This is a genomic window from Isoptericola aurantiacus (assembly GCF_044769875.1).
Classification (GTDB): Bacteria; Actinomycetota; Actinomycetes; order Actinomycetales; family Cellulomonadaceae; genus Isoptericola; species Isoptericola aurantiacus.
Map to the genome: position 1 here is coordinate 1,043,267 of NZ_JBJBAE010000001.1, position 17,263 is coordinate 1,060,529.

The 17,263-nt window shown below is 71.6% G+C and carries 16 protein-coding genes; 7 read left to right on the forward strand and 9 right to left on the reverse strand.

The features are described 5' to 3' along the window. Positions 1-39: 39 nt before the first annotated feature. The 7 genes from ACIQLL_RS04780 to ACIQLL_RS04810 all read right to left on the reverse strand — a co-directional run bounded on the left by ACIQLL_RS04780 (position 40) and on the right by ACIQLL_RS04810 (position 6,220). The gene (locus ACIQLL_RS04780; protein WP_402463879.1) at positions 40-1,512 is read right to left on the reverse strand and encodes an NAD-dependent succinate-semialdehyde dehydrogenase; all 1,473 of its coding nucleotides are present in this window, start codon (positions 1,510-1,512) and stop codon (positions 40-42) included. Further along, positions 1,512-1,928, reverse strand: coding sequence for a RidA family protein (locus ACIQLL_RS04785; protein WP_402463881.1), 417 nt, complete (start codon positions 1,926-1,928; stop codon positions 1,512-1,514). The genes ACIQLL_RS04780 and ACIQLL_RS04785 overlap by 1 nt, the downstream gene beginning before the upstream one ends. 2 nt (positions 1,929-1,930) lie before the next feature. Beyond that, positions 1,931-2,785: a fumarylacetoacetate hydrolase family protein gene (locus ACIQLL_RS04790; RefSeq protein WP_402463883.1), complete on the reverse strand. Its 855-nt coding sequence runs from the start codon at positions 2,783-2,785 to the stop codon at positions 1,931-1,933. Then, entirely contained in the window at positions 2,782-3,243 is a 462-nt protein-coding gene (locus ACIQLL_RS04795) for a nuclear transport factor 2 family protein (RefSeq protein WP_402463885.1), read from the reverse strand. Before ACIQLL_RS04795 ends, ACIQLL_RS04790 begins: the two co-directional genes overlap by 4 nt. Further along, a complete protein-coding gene (locus ACIQLL_RS04800; RefSeq protein WP_402463887.1) occupies positions 3,240-4,022 on the reverse strand; it encodes an SDR family oxidoreductase in 783 nt (260 codons plus the stop codon). Before ACIQLL_RS04800 ends, ACIQLL_RS04795 begins: the two co-directional genes overlap by 4 nt. A gap of 28 nt (positions 4,023-4,050) precedes the next feature. After that, positions 4,051-5,397, reverse strand: a complete 1,347-nt coding sequence (locus ACIQLL_RS04805) for an FAD-dependent monooxygenase (RefSeq protein WP_402463889.1) — start codon at positions 5,395-5,397, stop codon at positions 4,051-4,053. 67 nt (positions 5,398-5,464) lie between these two features. Then, entirely contained in the window at positions 5,465-6,220 is a 756-nt protein-coding gene (locus ACIQLL_RS04810; protein ID WP_402463891.1) for a dienelactone hydrolase family protein, read from the reverse strand. Between the two features lie 328 nt (positions 6,221-6,548). Between ACIQLL_RS04810 and ACIQLL_RS04815 the strand changes: the two genes are divergently transcribed. From ACIQLL_RS04815 to ACIQLL_RS04845, 7 genes are all read left to right on the forward strand, one after another. After that, the gene (locus tag ACIQLL_RS04815) at positions 6,549-7,598 is read left to right on the forward strand and encodes an amidohydrolase family protein (protein WP_402463893.1); all 1,050 of its coding nucleotides are present in this window, start codon (positions 6,549-6,551) and stop codon (positions 7,596-7,598) included. Between the two features lie 53 nt (positions 7,599-7,651). After that, the gene (locus ACIQLL_RS04820) at positions 7,652-9,211 is read left to right on the forward strand and encodes an ABC transporter substrate-binding protein (protein ID WP_402463894.1); all 1,560 of its coding nucleotides are present in this window, start codon (positions 7,652-7,654) and stop codon (positions 9,209-9,211) included. Between the two features lie 27 nt (positions 9,212-9,238). After that, on the forward strand, positions 9,239-10,183 hold the full coding sequence (locus ACIQLL_RS04825) for an ABC transporter permease (protein WP_402463896.1): 945 nt from the start codon (positions 9,239-9,241) through the stop codon (positions 10,181-10,183). After that, positions 10,180-12,027, forward strand: coding sequence for a dipeptide/oligopeptide/nickel ABC transporter permease/ATP-binding protein (locus tag ACIQLL_RS04830; RefSeq protein ID WP_402463898.1), 1,848 nt, complete (start codon positions 10,180-10,182; stop codon positions 12,025-12,027). Before ACIQLL_RS04825 ends, ACIQLL_RS04830 begins: the two co-directional genes overlap by 4 nt. Before the next feature lie 7 nt (positions 12,028-12,034). Next, the gene (locus ACIQLL_RS04835) at positions 12,035-12,889 is read left to right on the forward strand and encodes an ATP-binding cassette domain-containing protein (protein WP_402463899.1); all 855 of its coding nucleotides are present in this window, start codon (positions 12,035-12,037) and stop codon (positions 12,887-12,889) included. A 10-nt stretch (positions 12,890-12,899) separates the two neighbouring features. Beyond that, positions 12,900-14,189, forward strand: a complete 1,290-nt coding sequence (locus ACIQLL_RS04840; RefSeq protein ID WP_402463901.1) for a DUF3500 domain-containing protein — start codon at positions 12,900-12,902, stop codon at positions 14,187-14,189. Between the two features lie 146 nt (positions 14,190-14,335). Beyond that, positions 14,336-15,442: an MBL fold metallo-hydrolase gene (locus ACIQLL_RS04845; protein ID WP_402463903.1), complete on the forward strand. Its 1,107-nt coding sequence runs from the start codon at positions 14,336-14,338 to the stop codon at positions 15,440-15,442. A gap of 47 nt (positions 15,443-15,489) precedes the next feature. On the opposite strand, the gene ACIQLL_RS04850 is transcribed toward ACIQLL_RS04845, so the two are convergent. Continuing rightward, a complete protein-coding gene (locus tag ACIQLL_RS04850) occupies positions 15,490-16,167 on the reverse strand; it encodes a GntR family transcriptional regulator (protein WP_402463905.1) in 678 nt (225 codons plus the stop codon). A 94-nt stretch (positions 16,168-16,261) separates the two neighbouring features. Continuing rightward, positions 16,262-17,176: a LysR family transcriptional regulator gene (locus ACIQLL_RS04855; RefSeq protein ID WP_402463907.1), complete on the reverse strand. Its 915-nt coding sequence runs from the start codon at positions 17,174-17,176 to the stop codon at positions 16,262-16,264. Positions 17,177-17,263: the final 87 nt, after the last annotated feature.

The window sequence follows — 17,263 nt, forward strand, 5'->3', positions numbered from 1 at the left end:
CCGGCTGCTGGGCCGAGGCAGCACGCCATCCAGCCTCTGCTACGCGAACGGGTCGGGTGTCAGCGTGTACTTGGTCTGCAGGTACTCGTGGATCCCCTCGGCGCCGCCCTCACGTCCCAGCCCGGACATCTTCCACCCGCCGAACGGCGCGGCCGCGTTGGACACGACGCCCACGTTGAGGCCCATCATCCCGGTCTCGAGACGCTCGATCATGCGCTGTCCGCGCGCCAGGTTCTCGGTGTAGACGTAGGAGACGAGCCCGTACTCGGTGTCGTTGGCGATCCGCACGGCGTCGTCCTCGTCGTCGAACGGGACGACGGCGAGGACCGGTCCGAAGATCTCCTCGCGCAGGATGTCGCTCCCGGCGGGGACGTCCGCCAGGACCGTCGCCGGGAAGAAGGACCCGGGCCCGCCCGCCGGCTCGCCGCCCGTGCACAGCGTGGCACCGCGGTCGACGGCGTCGGCCACCAGTGCCCCCGTCTTCTCGACGGCGCGGTCGTCGATGAGGGGCCCGATCGTGACGCCCTCCTCGGTCCCGCGGCCGCTCCGGAACGCCCGGACGCGTTCGGTGACGCGTTCGGTGAACTCGGTGGCCACCGACCGGTGCACGACGAACCGGTTGGCCGCCGTGCAGGCCTGCCCGATGTTGCGGAACTTCGCCGCGATCGCACCGTCGACGGCCTTGTCGAGGTCGGCGTCGTCGAACACCACGAACGGGGCGTTGCCGCCGAGCTCCATCGACGTGCGCAGCACGCCGTCGGCGGCCTGCGCCAGAAGCCGCTGCCCGACGGGTGTCGACCCGGTGAAGGAGAGCTTGCGCAGGCGCGGGTCGCGGATGATCGCCTCCGAGACCGGAGCCGTCCGGGACGTCGTGACGACGTTGACCACCCCGGCCGGGACGCCGGCGTCCTCGAGGATCCTCGCGAGGTACAGCGTGGTGAGCGGGGTGAGGGCGGCCGGCTTGATCACCACGGTGCAGCCCGCGGCCAGCGCCGGGGCGATCTTGCGGGTCGCCATCGCCAGCGGGAAGTTCCACGGCGTGATGAGGAAGCACGGGCCCACGGCGTGCTGGGTCACCGTCATGCGGCCGCTGCCCTCGGGGTTGGCGCCGTAGCGTCCCTGGACGCGGGGCGCCTCCTCGGCGAACCAGCGCAGGAACTCCCCGCCGTAGGCGACCTCGCCGCGGGCCTCGGCCAGCGGCTTGCCCATCTCGATCGTCATGAGCAGCGCCAGGTCCTCGGCGCGCTCCTGGACCAGGTCGAAGGCGCGGCGCAGGATCTCGCCCCGCTGCCGGGCCGGCGTCGTCGACCAGCTCGGGAACGCGTCGGACGCCGCGTCGAGCGCGGCGACGCCGTCGTCGACCGTGGCGTCCGCGATCTGCTTGACCTGCTCGCCGGTCGCGGGGTCGTCGACGCCGAGCGTGGCGCCGTCGGCGGCGGGACGCCACCGCCCGCCGATGAGCAGGCCGTCCGGGACGGCCGCCAGCAGGGCGGCCTCGTGGGTCGCGGTCATCAGGTCTCCTTGGTTGCAGATCGGTGGGCCGGGTCGTCGAGCACCGCCACGAGGTCGCACTGGATCAGGCAGCCGCCGTCGAGCGTCGCCGCCATCGCCTGCCGGGCGGGTCGGTCACGCGGGTCGGGGAACATCGCGACCCACTCGCGGTTGAGCGCGTCGCGGTCCCGGTAGGCGGCGAGCCAGAACGTCATCCTGACGACGTCGTCGCACGACCCGCCGGCCGTGTCGAGCAGGGCGCGCACGTGCCTGAACACGTTCGCGCACTGGTCGTCGAGGCTCGCGGGCATCTCCCGCGTGGCGGGGTCGCGGCCGGTCAGGACCCCGGACATCAGCAGGTTCCCGATGCGGGCGGCCGCCGGGATCGGGTTCGCGTGCCCGAAGCCCGGCAGGTCGATGCTCTGCCGACGGCCCATCCTCAGCGCGCCTCGACGACGGTGTTCTCGAGCGACCCGAGACCCTCGACGCTGGCGCGGACGACGTCGCCGGGCTTCAGCCAGCTCCCGGTCGGGGCGCCGATGCCGGCGGGCGTGCCGGTGGCCAGGATGTCGCCGGGCATCAGCGTCATCACGGTGGTCAGGTACTCGATCTGGTCGTAGATGTCGTAGATGAGGTCGTCGGTGCGGGCCCGCTGCCGTTCCTCGCCGTTGACGGTGAGGCTCAGCTCCAGGTCGTGGGGGTCGGGCACCTCGTCGGCGGTGGTGAGCCAGGGGCCGAGGGGGCCGTGGGTGTCGAACGACTTGCCGAGCGTGAAGGTGGGTGAGCGCTTCGCGAGCCAGTCGCGGACCGAGACGTCGTTCGCCACCAGGTAGCCGCCGACCACGCCGGCGGCGTCGTCCCGCGACACGTGCCGGCAGCGCCGGCCGATGACGACGGCGAGCTCGACCTCGTAGTCGAGCTGTTCGGAGACCGCCGGTCGTTCGACGTCGGCGTACGGTCCGACGATGCACGAGACCTGCTTGTTGAACCACATCTGGTTCTCGGGGACCGGGACGCCCGCCTGCCGGGCCTCCTCGGCGTGCGCGGCGTAGTTCATCCCGATGCCGAGGTACTTCTGCGGGTCGTCCACCGGTGCCTCGAGGACGACGTCGGACAGCGGGTGGACGGCACCGGACGCGGTCTCGATGGTGGCCCGCAGGGAGTCGAGCTCGGGCAGGATCGCGCGCAGCGAGGAGCCCACCCCGGGCACGTCGGAGAGGTCGGTGACGGTGTCACCGTCGACGCGGCCCAGGCGCACCGGGCCGTCCGCGACCCGGAATCGTGCGATCTTCATCGGTTCTCGTCCTGTCCGTCGTTCTGCGCGGCGATCTCGGAGGGGAGCCTGCCCCACTCCTGCTCGCCGTCGGGGGTCATCTGGAAGCTGACGAACCGCCAGCCGTCGCCGCTGCGGGCGAGCACCTGCGTGGCGACGCCGCCGAGCTCGCGCTCGCCGCCGTCCGGCCGCCGCAGCCGGTTGAGGATGCGGCCGGTGACGACGGCGACGTCGTCACCGACGAGCCGCACCACCAGGTCGGTACGGGTGATGTCGAGGTAGGCGTGCCGGGTGGCGACGTGCTCCAGGAGCTGGACCTTGGTGTGGATCAGGCCGGGTGCGTGGACGTGCACCAGGGTGTCGTCGAAGAGCGCGTCCAGGGCGTCGAGGTCGTGGGCGAGCAGAGCTGCCCGGCGACGCTCCTCGACGGCCAGGATCTCGGTGCGGGCCGCGGCGTCCGCGGTGACCACGGCGCTCATACGAGCCCCCGGTAGGCGCCGCCGTCGAGCTGCAGGTTCTGTCCGCTGATGTAGCCGGCCTGTGCCGAGCAGAGGAACGCGCAGGCGTCGCCGAACTCCTCGGGCGCGCCGAGCCGTCCGACGGGGATCGTCGAGGCGATGCGGCGGAACGCCTCGGTGCGGTCGATGCCGTGGGTCGCCATGAGTCGCTGTGCCATGAACTCCTGCCGGGGGGTGTCGATGCGTTCGGGGAGAAGGTTGTTGACGGTGACGCCGTCGGCTGCCACGTCCAGGGAGATCGACTTCGAGATCGCGGTGAGGGCGGCCCGGGCCGACGTCGAGAGGCCCATGTCGGCCGCCGGGCTCTTGACCATGGCCGAGGTGATGTTGACGACCCGGCCGAACCCGCGGGCCCGCATGCCGGGGATCCACGCGCGCATCAGCTCGACGGCAGGGATCGCGTTGGCCTGCAGTGCCCCGACGAGCGCGTCGGCGTCCCACTCGTCCAGGCTGCCGGGTCTCGGGCCGGCGTTGTTGGTCACGAGCAGGTCGACGTCGGGAACCTGCGCCACGATGGCGGCACGACCCTCCGGCGTCGTGAGGTCGGCTGCCACCCACGACACCTCGGCGTCGGGCAGCTCGCTGCGCAGGGTTCCCGCGGCCGCGGCGAGCCTGTCGGCCTCACGGCCGTTGAGGGTGACGGCCGCACCCTCCCGGGCCAGGGACCGCGCGCACGCGTACCCGAGCCCCTGCGACGACGCCGCGACGAACGCGGTGCGTCCGGTCAGTCCGAGATCCATCGGTCGACCTCCTCCTCCCGCAGCCGCGTCAGTGCGACGCCGCGACGCCGGCCTGCGGTCCGGCGGACGCCCTGCGGCGTCCGGCTGCCTCCTGCACGGCCTCGACGGTCTCCTCGGTGACCTCCCAGGTGCGGAAGCCCGTGGGCTCGCCGGCGGCGAACCCGGGGCGGGGCTGACCGACCATGGCGTGGTACCGGCTGAAGATCTCGTCGGCCTCCGTCAGGGGCAGGACGTCCTCGACGTCGTCGAACGGCAGGCAGTCCGTCCGGTCGCCGACCATCCGGCGGATGACCTCGTAGCCCTCGCCGCGGTGCGCCATCACCATGCCGTTGACCTGGTCGATCCGCTCGGCCTCGAACGCCTTGAGGGCGCTGGGGACGTCGTCGAACTCGGCGAGCTTGCGGGCCACGACGCCGCCGTCGACGATCGCCTGGCAGGCGCCGTTGCCGCCGCGCGGGTACATGGCGTGCGCGGCGTCGCCGATCAGGACGACGCGCCCGTCGGTCCACGAGTCCAGGGGATCGTGGCGGATCAGCGGGAAGAGGTAGACCTCGCGGTTGTTGCGGAGCATCTCCTGGACGTCGAGGAACGGCAGCTTCACCGTGTCGAACAGGGGCAGGATCTCGTCCACCGAGCCGGTCTGGTTCCAGTCCTCGACCGTCTGGTCCCGCTCGCGCTCGACCACCCAGTTCACGAGCGTCTTGCCGGTGCCCTCGAAGTCGTCGGCGATCGGGTAGACGATCATGGTCGCGATCTGGGGCGTGCCGATGTGCAGGATGGTGTGCCCGTCGCGGTACGGCTCCATCAGGGTGGTTCCGCGGTACATCGTGATACCCGAGTAGTGGGGTTCGGCCTGCGTGGGGTGCATCTGCCGACGGGCCACGGACTTGATGCCGTCGGCGGCGATCAGCACGTCGGCGCGCACCACCTCCTCGCGGCCGTCCGTGTGGCGCAGGTGCACGTCGACGCCCGCGTCGTCCTGCTCGTACCGCACGAAGCGGGCGCCCTGCACGACGGCGTCGGCCCCGAGGCGCTCCACGACCTTGTCGAGCAGCAGCATCTGGAGGTAGCCGCGGTGCACGAACCGCTGCTCGTGGACGTAGCCCATGTGGACGCCGCACAGCTCGGCGTAGATCTCCTGACCGTGGTGGTTGTAGAAGATGGACGTCCGGGCGTCGACGGAGATGTCCCTGAAGTCCTCGTACACGCCGAGCTCGATGAGCTCCTTGGTGCCGTACACCTTGACGTCGATCCCGACGCCCAGGGGCTGGAGCTCCTCGACGGTCTCGTAGATGCGCGGGTTGAAGCCCTGCTGGTGAAGGCGCAGCGCGGTCGCGAGGCCGGCGGGGCCGGCGCCGATGATGGCGATGTCCATGGTGTCCTCGTTCTGTCGGGTCGTCGCGGTCGACGGCGGTCGCGACGCGGGTGGTGCCGGTGCGCGGTCAGTGCTCGACCGGGCGCACGGTCGGGAAGAGCTCGGTCAGGAAGCGGGTGGTGGCCGCCCAGGAACGTGCGGCGCTGCGGGGGTGGTAGGCGACGGCGTCGGGGGTCGGTGAGTTCTTGGCGTGCGGGCTGGTGAAGGCGTGCCGGGTGTCGCTGTACAGGTCGATCTCCCAGTCGACGCCGGCCCGACGCAGGCCTGACTCGAGCGCCGCCCGGTGCTCGGCGGTGGCCATCGGGTCGTCGGCGCCGGTGCAGACCAGGACGTGGGCCTCCGGGTCGGCCGCGGACCAGTCGGCGTCGGGCTCGAGCAGGTCCAGCCCTCCGTGGATGCTCACGGCTCCGCGGAGCCGGCCCCCCGTGCGCAGGAGCTCGAGCGCGGAGGACCCGCCGAAGCAGTACCCGAGGGCGACGACCTGCTCCGGGTCGACCTCCGGCTGATCGGCCGCCGCAGCGAGTGCGGCGTCCAGCCGCGCGGTCCACCGGGAGCGGTTCGAGACCATCGACCCGATGAGGGGTCCGATCTCCTCCTGGGTGGTCGGCAGGGTCCGATCCCCCCACACGTCCGCGGCGAGCACGGGGAACCCGAGCCGGGCGAGGTCGTGCGCGATGCGCAGCATGTCGTCGCTCAGGCCGAAGGCGTCGTGCAGGAGCAGCACCGCCGGGCCCGCCGACGTGCGGCGCGGGGCCGCCAGGGCACTGATCATCCGGGTGTCGCCGTGGGCGTGCTCGACGTCCCGCCGGACCACCTCGTCCATGTGCCACCTTCCCTCGTCGGAACCCGCTCGGCATCGAGCGTGACGGCGATCGTATAGGATTTTCCTACACGATCTCAAGTGCTCCTGGGCTGGCGGACACCGGTGCGAGCCTCAAGAAACGTTGCTAGCGAGCCGTTCACTGACCCTTCGGGCAACATTCAGCCTCTCGTCCTGTCCAGCAGGCTTGCTTGCATCGAGGCGATCTGCATATGATTTCGGACACGATCCACCGGACGGAGAGCATGCTCCCCGCTCGGCCCCGCGACGTCGCGGGCGGCACGTCGTCGTGCCAGGGGGAACGCCAGCAAGACGGGAGCAGCGAAGCGACATGACCGTCGTCGACATCAACATCCACCACCTGCCCGAGGACCTGTTCACCAACGAGAAGATCCTCAACGGGTTCCTCGACAGCGCACCGCGCGGCTTCGGGGAGATCGCCCGGGTCGAGACGATGGACAGCGGCAAGAAGCACCTCATCCTCGAGAAGCCGGCCGGCCACCAGAACCTCAACTACGTCGAGGGCGACTACTCCGTCGAGGCGAAGCTCGCCGCGATGGACGACGCCGGGGTCGACTACGGCGTCATGCGGGTGCCCGTCTGGCAGGAGTGGCTGGACCTCGAGACCTGCCGAGCGGTCAACGACAACGCCGCCGAGATCGTCGACCGCTCCGAGGGCCGGCTGTTCTCCACCGCGTGCGTCCCCCCGTGGGGCGGCAAGGAGAACATCTACGAGCTCGAGCGCTGCGTCGGCGACCTCGGCGCCGTCGGCGTCCAGCTCGCGTGCCACTACGGACAGCTCTACCTGGACGACCCGGTCTTCGAGCCGTACCTCAAGGTCATCGAGAAGCTCGACATCCCGGTCATCGCGCACCACACGCCGCTGCCCGTCGAGTGGCGCTCCGTGGTCGACTACACCAACCTGCGCCGCGAGTACGGCCGCATCGTCGACCAGGCCACCGCCGTCGGCCGTGAGCTGTTCAGCGGGATGTTCGACAGGATGCCGGGGCTGCGGTTCATCCACACGATGTTCGGCGGCAACTGGTTCGCCAACGCCGAGCTCCTCACCCCGCACGCGTCCAACAAGAAGGAGGCGCTCACGCGCCTCGACCCCACCGGTGGGGAGAAGATCCAGAGCTACCTGGACCACAACATCTTCTTCGACATGACCCACCCCCACTCCTGGGGCAAGCACCAGGTCGAGGCCGCGATCAAGATCGGCGGCGCCGACCACCACCTCTTCGGGTCGTCCTTCCCCGTCTTCTACAGCTGGATGGGCCAGGGCGTCGAGTTCGTCCAGAACGAGCTCGAGATCTCCGACGCAGAGCGTGAGCTCATCCTGTCCGGCAACGCCAAGCGTCTGTTCGGCCTGCCGATCTGACCCCCGCACCGATCCGACCCTTCGAAGCATCACGGCGCAAGGAGGCGCCCACCATGACGAAGAAGACACGTATCGCACAGAGCATCGCCTCGGTGATGATGCTGACCCTCGCGGTCAGCGCCTGCTCCGGCAGCGGCGACGAGCCCGAGGACTCCTCGACCGGGACGACCGCATCGGCGGCCGCCGCCGGTGACGGGCCCGTGGCCGGGTCCGTCCTCACGGTCAACTGGGGCGGGCTCCCCGAGAACTGGGCACCGGGTGCCGAGATGGAGGCGGGCAACATGCGCGTCCCCTACGAGAACCTGACCACCCTGGTCGACGGCGAGGTCCAGCCGATGCTCGCCGCCGACTGGGAGCAGACGGACGAAGCCCTGACCCTCACCCTCACCGAGGGCGTCACCTTCCACGACGGCACACCGTTCGACGCCGAGGCGGTCAAGGTCAACCTCGAGACCATCAAGAACACCCCCGGGCCCTACGCCGGACCGTTCCAGGTGGTCGAGTCGATCGACGTCGTCGACGACCTGACGGTGCGGCTCAACCTCTCCGAGCCGACCCCCTCGCTGCTCACCACCCTGAGCACCCGGGCTGCGCCGATGGCTAGCCCGGCCGCCATCGAGGACGGCAGCATCGCCCAGGTGCCCGTGGGAACCGGTCCGTGGGCCTACGACGAGGCGGGTTCCGTCCCGGGCACCCGCATGGTGTTCAAGGCCTACCCCGACTACTGGGGCGACCCGGTCGGGTTCGAGTCGGTGCAGATCGTCGCCATCGGGGAGGACACCGCCGCGTCGGCGGCCGTCGCCAGCGGCGAGATCGACATCACCGACACCGAGACGAACCAGTTCTCCACCCTGGACTCCGCGGGCAACGTGGAGCACCTCGGCTACCCGGCGATCCGCAACAACCCCATCTTCTTCGACCGGGGTCCGGGCGGGATGTTCGAGGACGTCGAGGTGCGACAGGCGGCGTGCTACGCGCTCGACACCGACACGCTGGCGATGCTCGAGCCCGACTGGGCGGTCCGCACGCAGCACTTCGCCCAGAGCGAGCAGGGCTACAACCCCCAGATCGAGGGCTACTCGTTCGACCTGGAGAAGGCCCAGGAGCTCTACGACGGCGCAGGGAACCCGCCGGTCGAGGGCGACATCATGGCCACCGTGTTCAACGAGCGCCAGATCCAGGTCTACGCCGAGCAGCTCGGGGAGATCGGCATGGACATCACGGTGCAGAGCGCCCCGCCGCCCCAGTACTTCTCCGAGTGGAACAGCGGACGCTACCCGCTGGGGGTGGGCGGCAACGACGAGCTGACGCCGTACGACTGGTACAAGTCGTGGTTCGCCGCGGACGCGCCGGGCAACCCGGCCGGCGTGGAGAGCGACGAGCTCAAGGCTGCCGCCGACGCCGCCATCGCCGCGGGCAGCTCCGACGAGGCGGACGACCTGTGGGCCGAGGTCACCAGGATCATCTCGGAGGAGGCCCTCACCTGCGCCCACGTGGCCGGTGAGGAGCTCATCGCCTGGAACACCGACACCGTGACCGGCGTGGCCGCGCCGAGCCAGCCGTGGGAGACGAACCTCGTCAACTACCGCGACCTGCGCCCCGCCGGTTCCTGACCCGCACCATCGAAGGAGAGTTGCCCCATGGGGAAGCTCATCGCCTACCGCCTGGCCTTCGCCGTCCCGCAGCTGATCATCATCTCCGTGCTGGTCTTCTCCCTGACGTACCTCGTCCCGGGGAGTCCGGCAGCGGCGATGCTGGGGACGGCGGCCACGCCGGAGGCCATCGCCCAGGTCGAGGCCCAGCTCGGGCTCGACCGGCCACCGGTCGAGCGGTTCCTCGAGTGGTTCGGGGGACTGTTCACCGGTGACCTGGGGATGTCGTTCCGCATGGGCACGCCGGTCTCCGACCTGCTGGCGCAGCGGGTCCCGGCGACGCTCTCCGTCGTCGTCGGCGGCATGCTCGTCGCGTTCGTCCTCGGGGTGGGTGCCGGCGTCTTCACCGGTACCCGCCCCGGGACGGCGGCCGACCGCGTCGTCACCGGCGGCACCGTCCTCGGGCTGGCCGTCCCGGAGTTCTGGCTCGGCCTCATCCTGACGACGGTCTTCGCGGTCCAGCTGGGCTGGATCCCCATCGTCGCGTGGACCCCGCTGACGGAGAACCCGCTCGAGTGGCTGCGGGGGCTCCTGCTGCCGTCGATCGCCCTCGGGCTCACCGGCGGGGCGATGATCGCCCGCCAGACCCGTGCGGCGATGGTCACGTCGATGGCCTCCCCGTTCACCGACACCCTGACGGCGGCCGGTGTCCCGCGCCGCCAGCAGGTGGCGCGGTACGGGCTCAAGAACGCGCTCGTGCCGGTGCTCGCCTCGACGGGTGTCACCTTCGCGATCCTCATCGGCGTCAGCTTCGTGGTGGAGAAGGTGTTCGCCCTGCCCGGGCTGGGCAGCCTCATGCTGACCAGCGTCATCAGCCAGGACTTCCCCGTGGTCCAGGGCATCGTGCTGGTCACGGCGGTGCTGGTCATCGCCGTGAACCTGGTGCTCGACATCGGCTACGGGCTGATCAACCCCCAAGCGAGGCCCCAGTGAGCACCGCCGTCACCGTCGGCCGTCCGGCCGCCGACTCCGCACCGTCCCGTCAGGCCGGGGGCCCGGCGCAGGCCTGGCGACGCCTGCGCCACCAGCCCGCGACGCTGTTCGGCCTCGTCGTGGTCCTCGGCGTCGTGATCTGCGCGGTCTTCGCACCGCTGATCGCCCCGTACGCCCCGGACGCCACCGACTTCCAGGCGCCCCTGACCGGCCCGACGGCGGAGCACCCGCTCGGCACGGACGACCTGGGCCGGGACCTGCTCAGCCAGCTCGTCTTCGGGGCGCGTACCGCGTTGCTCGTCTCGGTCGGGTCCGTGCTGCTGGCCATGGTCATCGGCGTCCCGCTCGGTCTGCTGCTGGGCTACAAGGGCGGCTGGTACGACCGGCTCGGCTCGCGCGGCCTCGACCTGGCCGACGCCCTGCCCGGACTCATGGTGGGGTTCGTGGTCATCGCGATCCTGGGGCAGGGTCTGGGTGTCCTGATCCTGGCGATCGGGCTGATCTTCTGCATGAACTTCGCCCGCATGACCCGGGCCATCACGCTCACCGAGCGCAAGAAGCTCTACGTGGAGTCCGCGCGGGTCGCCGGACTGCGCAACCGCCAGATCGTCTTCGGTCACGTGCTGCCGAACCTCGCCGGCCCGCTCGCGGTGCAGGGCGCCGTGTTCCTCGGTTCGGCGATCAAGGTCGAGGCCGCACTGTCCTTCCTGGGTCTCGGCCTCGGTGACGACCAGCCGTCGTGGGGCGGGATGCTCGGCGTGGCCGCCGAGCACCAGGCCGACCACCCGTACATGGCGGTCGCCCCCGGTGTGGCGATCGTGCTGACCGTCCTCGCCTTCAACCTGCTCGGCGACGGCATCAACGACGCCCTGTCGGGGCGGCGCCGCATCCGGCGGCGCACGCGCCTGCTCGGCCGCGCCGTGCCGCCGCGGGGCGAGCAGGACCCGACGCTCGCCTCGGTCGCGGCCGCCCCCGCGGACGCCGCGCCCGACGGCGTCCTCCTGGACGTCCGAGGGGTCAGCATCGTGGCGGACGGCCCCGACGGCGAGACCGTCCCGCTGGTGCACGACGTCTCCCTGACGGTCCGCACGGGCGAGGTCCTCGGCGTGCTGGGCGAGTCCGGGTCCGGCAAGTCGATGCTGGTCAAGTCGATCCTCGGCCTGCTGCCGCCGGGCGTGCGGGTCGCCGGCGGCACGATCACGCTCGCGGGCAGGACCCTGACGGGCTGCACCGAGAAGCAGCTGCGGGAGATCCGCGGGAGCGGTTTCGGTGTCGTCTTCCAGAACCCGCAGGGGAACCTCTCCCCGGTGCACACCGTGGGACGGCAGCTGATCGACGTCGTCCGTGCCCACCACGACCTGTCCCGGTCCGCGGCCCGTGCCCGAGCGGCGGAGCTGCTCGACCTGGTGGGCGTCGACGACGTCGAGCGGCGGCTGGACCAGTACCCGTACCAGTTCTCCGGCGGCATGGCCCAGCGGGTCGCCATCGCGATCGCGCTGGCCGGTGACCCGGACCTGCTGATCCTGGACGAGGCCACCTCCGCGCTGGACGTGACGACGCAGAGCCAGGTGCTCGACCTGGTCCTGGACCTGCGTGAGCGGCTGGACATGTCGATCATCAACATCACGCACGACCTCGGCGTCGCCGCCGAGACGTGCGACCGGGTGGCGGTGATGTACCGGGGCGAGCTCATCGAGGTCTCCGAGGTCTCCGCCCTGTTCGACCACCCGACCCACCCGTACACGGCGGCGCTCCTCGCGGCGCACCCCACGGCCGACCACGACATCGACCGGCTGCCGACCGTCACGGACGGCCTCGCCGTCGGTGCGCAGGCCGGGAAGTGAGGCATCCATGAGCACCAGCCGACCTCTGCTCGACGTCCGGGACCTGCGGGTCGACTACGACGTCGCCGGTGCGGCCTCGTGGCGCCGGCGGACGCTCACGGTCGTCCGGGGCGTGAGCTTCACCATCGACCCGGGCGAGACCTACGGGCTCGTCGGCGAGTCGGGTTCCGGCAAGAGCACCACGGGACGCGCGATCCTGCGCCTGGCGGACGTCTCCGGCGGCAGCGTCAGGTTCGACGGCGAGGACCTCGCCTCGATGCCCCGCAGGACTCCGCTGAGCTATCGGCGTGCCGTGCAGGCCGTGTACCAGGACCCGGCGGCGTCGCTGAACCCGCGTCACCGCGTGGGCCGCGCCGTCGTCGAGACGCTCGCCCGGCACGGCGTGCGAGGCCGCGAGGCCCGTGACCGGGCGGCCCTCTGGTTCGAACGGGTGGGACTGACCGCGGAGCACATGTCCCGGTTCCCCACCCAGATGTCCGGCGGCCAGCTGCAGCGCGTCGCGATCGCCCGCGCGCTGGTGCTGGAGCCACGCCTCGTCGTCTGCGACGAGGCCGTCAGCGCGCTGGACCTGTCCACGCAGAGCCAGATCATCAACCTGCTGCGCGACCTGCAGGAGGCGAGCGGGGTGAGCTACCTGTTCATCACGCACGACCTGGGCGTGGTGCGCCACGTCTCGCACCGCGTGGGGGTGCTCAAGAAGGGTGAGCTGGTGGAGCAGGGGACGACGTCGGAGATCTTCGACGCCCCACGGCACGAGTACACCCGGAAGCTGCTGGCCGCGTGCCCGGCCGCCCACCCCGCCGGTCGGGACGAGCGCCGTGCGGTGCGTGTCGCCCGTCGGGCGGCGGCCCGGGCCGCCTGAGAGGACGACCATGACCCAGGGCGCCGACGACCGGCTCGACGACTTCTTCTCCGCGGCGCGGGTGACCGCCCGGGAGGAGGACGTCACGCTCACCGCGGACAGCTTCCGTGAGTACCTCTACGACACCGACGACCCGGTGCTCGCGCAGTGGCGCGGCCTGGACTACGCCGAGTTCTCCCGGCGCAAGCGGTCGCCCGACTTCGTCCAGGAGCTGCTCCGCGACTGGCGAGAGCTGTACGACCAGCCGTTCGTCGGCGTGACCACCGACGGCACGGTCCGGGACGTCCACCGGCTGCGGCCTCCTGCAGTCCTCGACCCGGCCCCGGCCGCCGCGGCCCGGGCGCTGCTCGACCAGCTCGACCCCGGGCAGCGCCGGCGCCTCACCCATCCGGTGGACGCCCGCGAGTGGCGGGCGTGGAGCAACCCGGAGTTCGTCATCCACGAGGTGGGGCTGCGTCTGGAGGAGCTGACCCCACCGGTGGTGGCCGCCGTCCTGGCGGTGGTGCGGGCCTCCCTCAGCGCGGAGGGGTACGACCGGGTGACGGAGGCGATGGCGCTGAACGCCTACCTGGGCGACCTCGTCGGCCTGCCCGACCTCATGAACGACCGCAGCTACTGGTTCTCCCTGTTCGGGGACCCCACGACCGAGGGCGCGTGGGGCTGGCAGCTCTTCGGCCACCACGTCGCGGTGAGCTTCGTGTCCGTGGCCGGACGGCACGTCGTCGCGCCCGTCTTCCTCGGTGCCGAACCGGCGCTGTCCGAGGAGCGCGCACCGCTGTTCGACGCGCGCGAGCGGACCGCCGTCGAGCTCGCGACGTCGCTGACCGCTGGACAGCGGGAGCAGGCGGTCGTGTACGCCTCGGTCCTGGACCCGGCGATGCCGGAGGGCCGGCTGCACCCGGCCGACGAGCGCCACGTCGCCGGGGCCTTCCGGGACAACCGGGTGGTGCCCACCGAAGGCCTCTGCGCCACCGGGCTCACGGACCGTCAGTGGAGCCTGCTCCGCGGGATCGTCGAGGACTTCCACCTGCTCCTGGCGCCGGAGCAGCGGGCGCTGACGATGGCCGACGTCGACACGTACCGCGAGGAGACCTGGCTCTCCTGGTACGGCGCCACCGACGGTACCCAGCCGTTCTACCTGCGTGTCCAGAGCCCCGTCGTGCTCGCCGAGATGGACCACCACGCCGGGGTGTGGCTGAGCAACCAGCTCCCGGCCCGCTTCCACGTGCACACCACCCTGCGCCTGCCGAACGGCAACGACTACGGGCGCGCCTACCTGGCCCGGTTCGACGCCGGGTGAGTCCGCCCGCCCCCGGCTCGGGGAGCGGGTCCGACGACGAATTTCCGAGATGCCGAGGAGGTCATCCGATGAACGAGGTGTGCTGCGACGGTGCTGCCGCCGACAGGACGGGGGCGCCGGGGAGCGGGAGCAGGACGAGGGAGGGGTTGTCGCGCCGGGTGCTGCTCGGCGGGCTCGCCGGAGCGGCGGCGGCCGCCACCCTCGGCGCGCCGGCAGCCTCGGCCGGTGAGCGGCACGGCCAGGGTCGCCGCCCCGGGATTCCCGAGCGGGGGGCATCGCTCGTCCTTCTCGGGACGAAGGGTGGTCCGCCGTTGGACGCCGACCGCGCCGGGATCTGCAGCGCGCTCGTCGTGGACGGTGCGGTCTATCTGGTCGACGTCGGGCGGAGCGCCACGACGCAGTACTTCAGGTCCGGGTTGGGCTTCGCCGATCTGGCCGGCGTCTTCGTGACCCACCTGCACGCCGACCACGTGGCGGACTACGCCAACCTGTTCCTCCTCGGCGGGCACATGCGCGCCGTACAGGGCGACACCCTGCCGGACAGCACGCCGGTGTACGGGCCCGGGCCGGCCGGAGGCCTGCCACCGACGCACGGGGGTGGGACGTCTCCCACGACGAGCCCGGAGGATCCGACGCCGGGGTTGCTGGCCCTGACGGACAGCGTCATGGATGCGTACGCCTATCACACCAACTACTTCATGCGGAACTCCGGCATCCGTGAGACGCGCTCCCTCGCGGACGTCCGGGAGATCGAACCGCCGGTCGGGGCGAGCTTCGAGGAGGTGGCGCCGCCCATGGACGCCGTGGTGGTGCACGAGGACGATCGGGTGCGGGTGAGCGCGGTGCTCGTTCCTCACGGTGCGGCCTACCCCTGTTTCGCGTACCGGTTCGACACGGACCACGGATCTGTCACGTTCTCGGGGGACACGTCGTACAGCGCCAACCTGGAGCGCATGGCCCGTGGCTCCGACGTGCTCGTCCACGAGGCGATCAACGTCGAGGGCTGGGACGGGCCGGAGTCGGTGCGCGCCCACCTCGTCGACGGGCACGTCGAGGTGCAGCAGGTGGGTGGCGTCGCGCAGCGCGCCGAGGCGGAGCACCTTGTCCTGAGCCACCTGGGCGACCTGGCCGCGGAGGGTGACCTCGACGCGCGGCAGTGGAGGCGATGGGCACAGCAGGGTTATGACGGTCGGGTGACCGTGGGCGACGACCTGGACGTCTTCACGCTGCAGCACACTCGTCGGCGCCGGTAGTGCAGCGCCGTGGTCGGCCCCGCCGGGGCCGACCACGGCCGCGGCGCTCAGCGGCTCCCGGCCGCGGCGTCCTCCTGCGCGAGCTGGCGCTCGTGCTCGTGGATCGCCATCACCGTGTTCAGCTCGTGACGTCGCGCCGCGGTCTCGATCACCTCGGGGTCCGCCCCGCCCTCGATGAGATCGATGAGCCCGTCGTGCTCGGCGAGGGAGGCGAGCGCACGACCGGGGGCGTACCAGAAGGCGGACCGACGGATGAGCTCCAGGCGGGTCCACTCGTCGGCGACCAGGGTGGACAGCCGGACGTCCTCGCAGCGTGAGCAGAGCAGCTGGTGGAACTCGCGGTTGAGGAGGCCGAAGCGGGTGGGGTCGAAGCCCTCCAGCGCCCGGCCCATCTCGCGGTTCAGGGCGCGGGCACGATCCAGGTCGTCCCTGTTCAGGCGGCGCGCGGACAGCGCGGTGGCGTAGCCCTCGAGCCGGGCGAGCAGCTGCATGGTCTGCTCCCAGGAGTCGGTGTCGAAGGTCTTCACGACGGCGCCGGCGTTGCGGACGATGTCGACCCAGCCCTCGGCCTCGAGGCGTCGCAGCGACTCGCGCCACGGCACCGAGCTGATGCCGTACTCACGGACCAGCTTGTCGATCACCAGGCGGTGACCCGGGGCGAAGGTGCCCTCCATGATTCCCTGGCGCAGGATCTCGTAGCACTGGTCGGCCTTGCTGGCTGCCACGCGTCGGACTCCTTCTCGTCTCGCTGCGACGTGAGGGCTGCCGCGTCGTCGCGGCGGTCGACCTCATCGTTCGCCGGGTCGATCATATCGGAGATCACACAGGATTTCTCGGTCCGGCCTCGATGTGCTCGAGCAGCCGCGCGACCCGGGGGTCGCGGTACGCCTCCGGGCGGGACAGCAGCAGGGCACGCATCGGTCGCGGCTCGGGCTCCAGCCTACGGACCGTCACGTCGAAGCGCTGCAGGCTCGCGCCGTCCGGGTCGGGCAGGATCGCCCGGGCCACCCCGGCCTCGATGAGGGGGAGCCCCGACTGGATGGTCTCGACGGCGCGCACCGAGCGGGGTGTGACGGCATGGCGGCGCAGGGTCTCGTCGACGGCCTCGGGCAGGCTCGGGACGGCTGCCGTACGCCGCGGCAGCAGCAGGTCGGCGCCGTCGAACGTCGTCAGCGGCAGCGGGTCGGGTGCCTCGGTCCCGGGTGGCAGGACCCCGACCAGGGGCACCGGCCCCCAGTCCACGATGTCGAACGTGCCCCGGTGCCGGGCCACGAACCGTTCGTGGTCGGTCACCACGATCGCCGCGACGTCGACCCGGCGCTGCCGCAGCATCTCCATGGCCTCCCAGGGGGGCGGGTCGGCCAGGCGGACCTCGACGTCGGGCGCGGCCGCGGCGTGCGCGCGCAGGAGGACGGGGAGCCGGTGCCACATGAGCACGGGGACCGCGGCCAGGGTCAGGGAGCCGGCCACGCCCTCGGCGTAGCGGCCCAGGGCGGAGACGATGTCGTCGATCTCCCCGAGGACCCGTGACGCGGCGTCGAGCAGGAACCGCCCGGCGCTGGTCGGTTCCACGCCCCGCGGCGTGCGGATCAGGAGGCGGACGCCGAGCTCGGCCTCGAGCCGGGAGACGGCGACGCTCAGCGGGGGTTGGGACAGGTGCAGCACCTCGGCGGCCGCCGTGAGCGAGCCGGCCTCGACGACGGCGACGAAGTAGCGCAGGTGACGCAGCTCCATACATTCCTCCTCGGTCCTGGCCTCACGGTATACGTGCGGTGTATAGCTGCGCGAGGAGATCGGTAGTTCCCAGGACCTCGGCCGGGT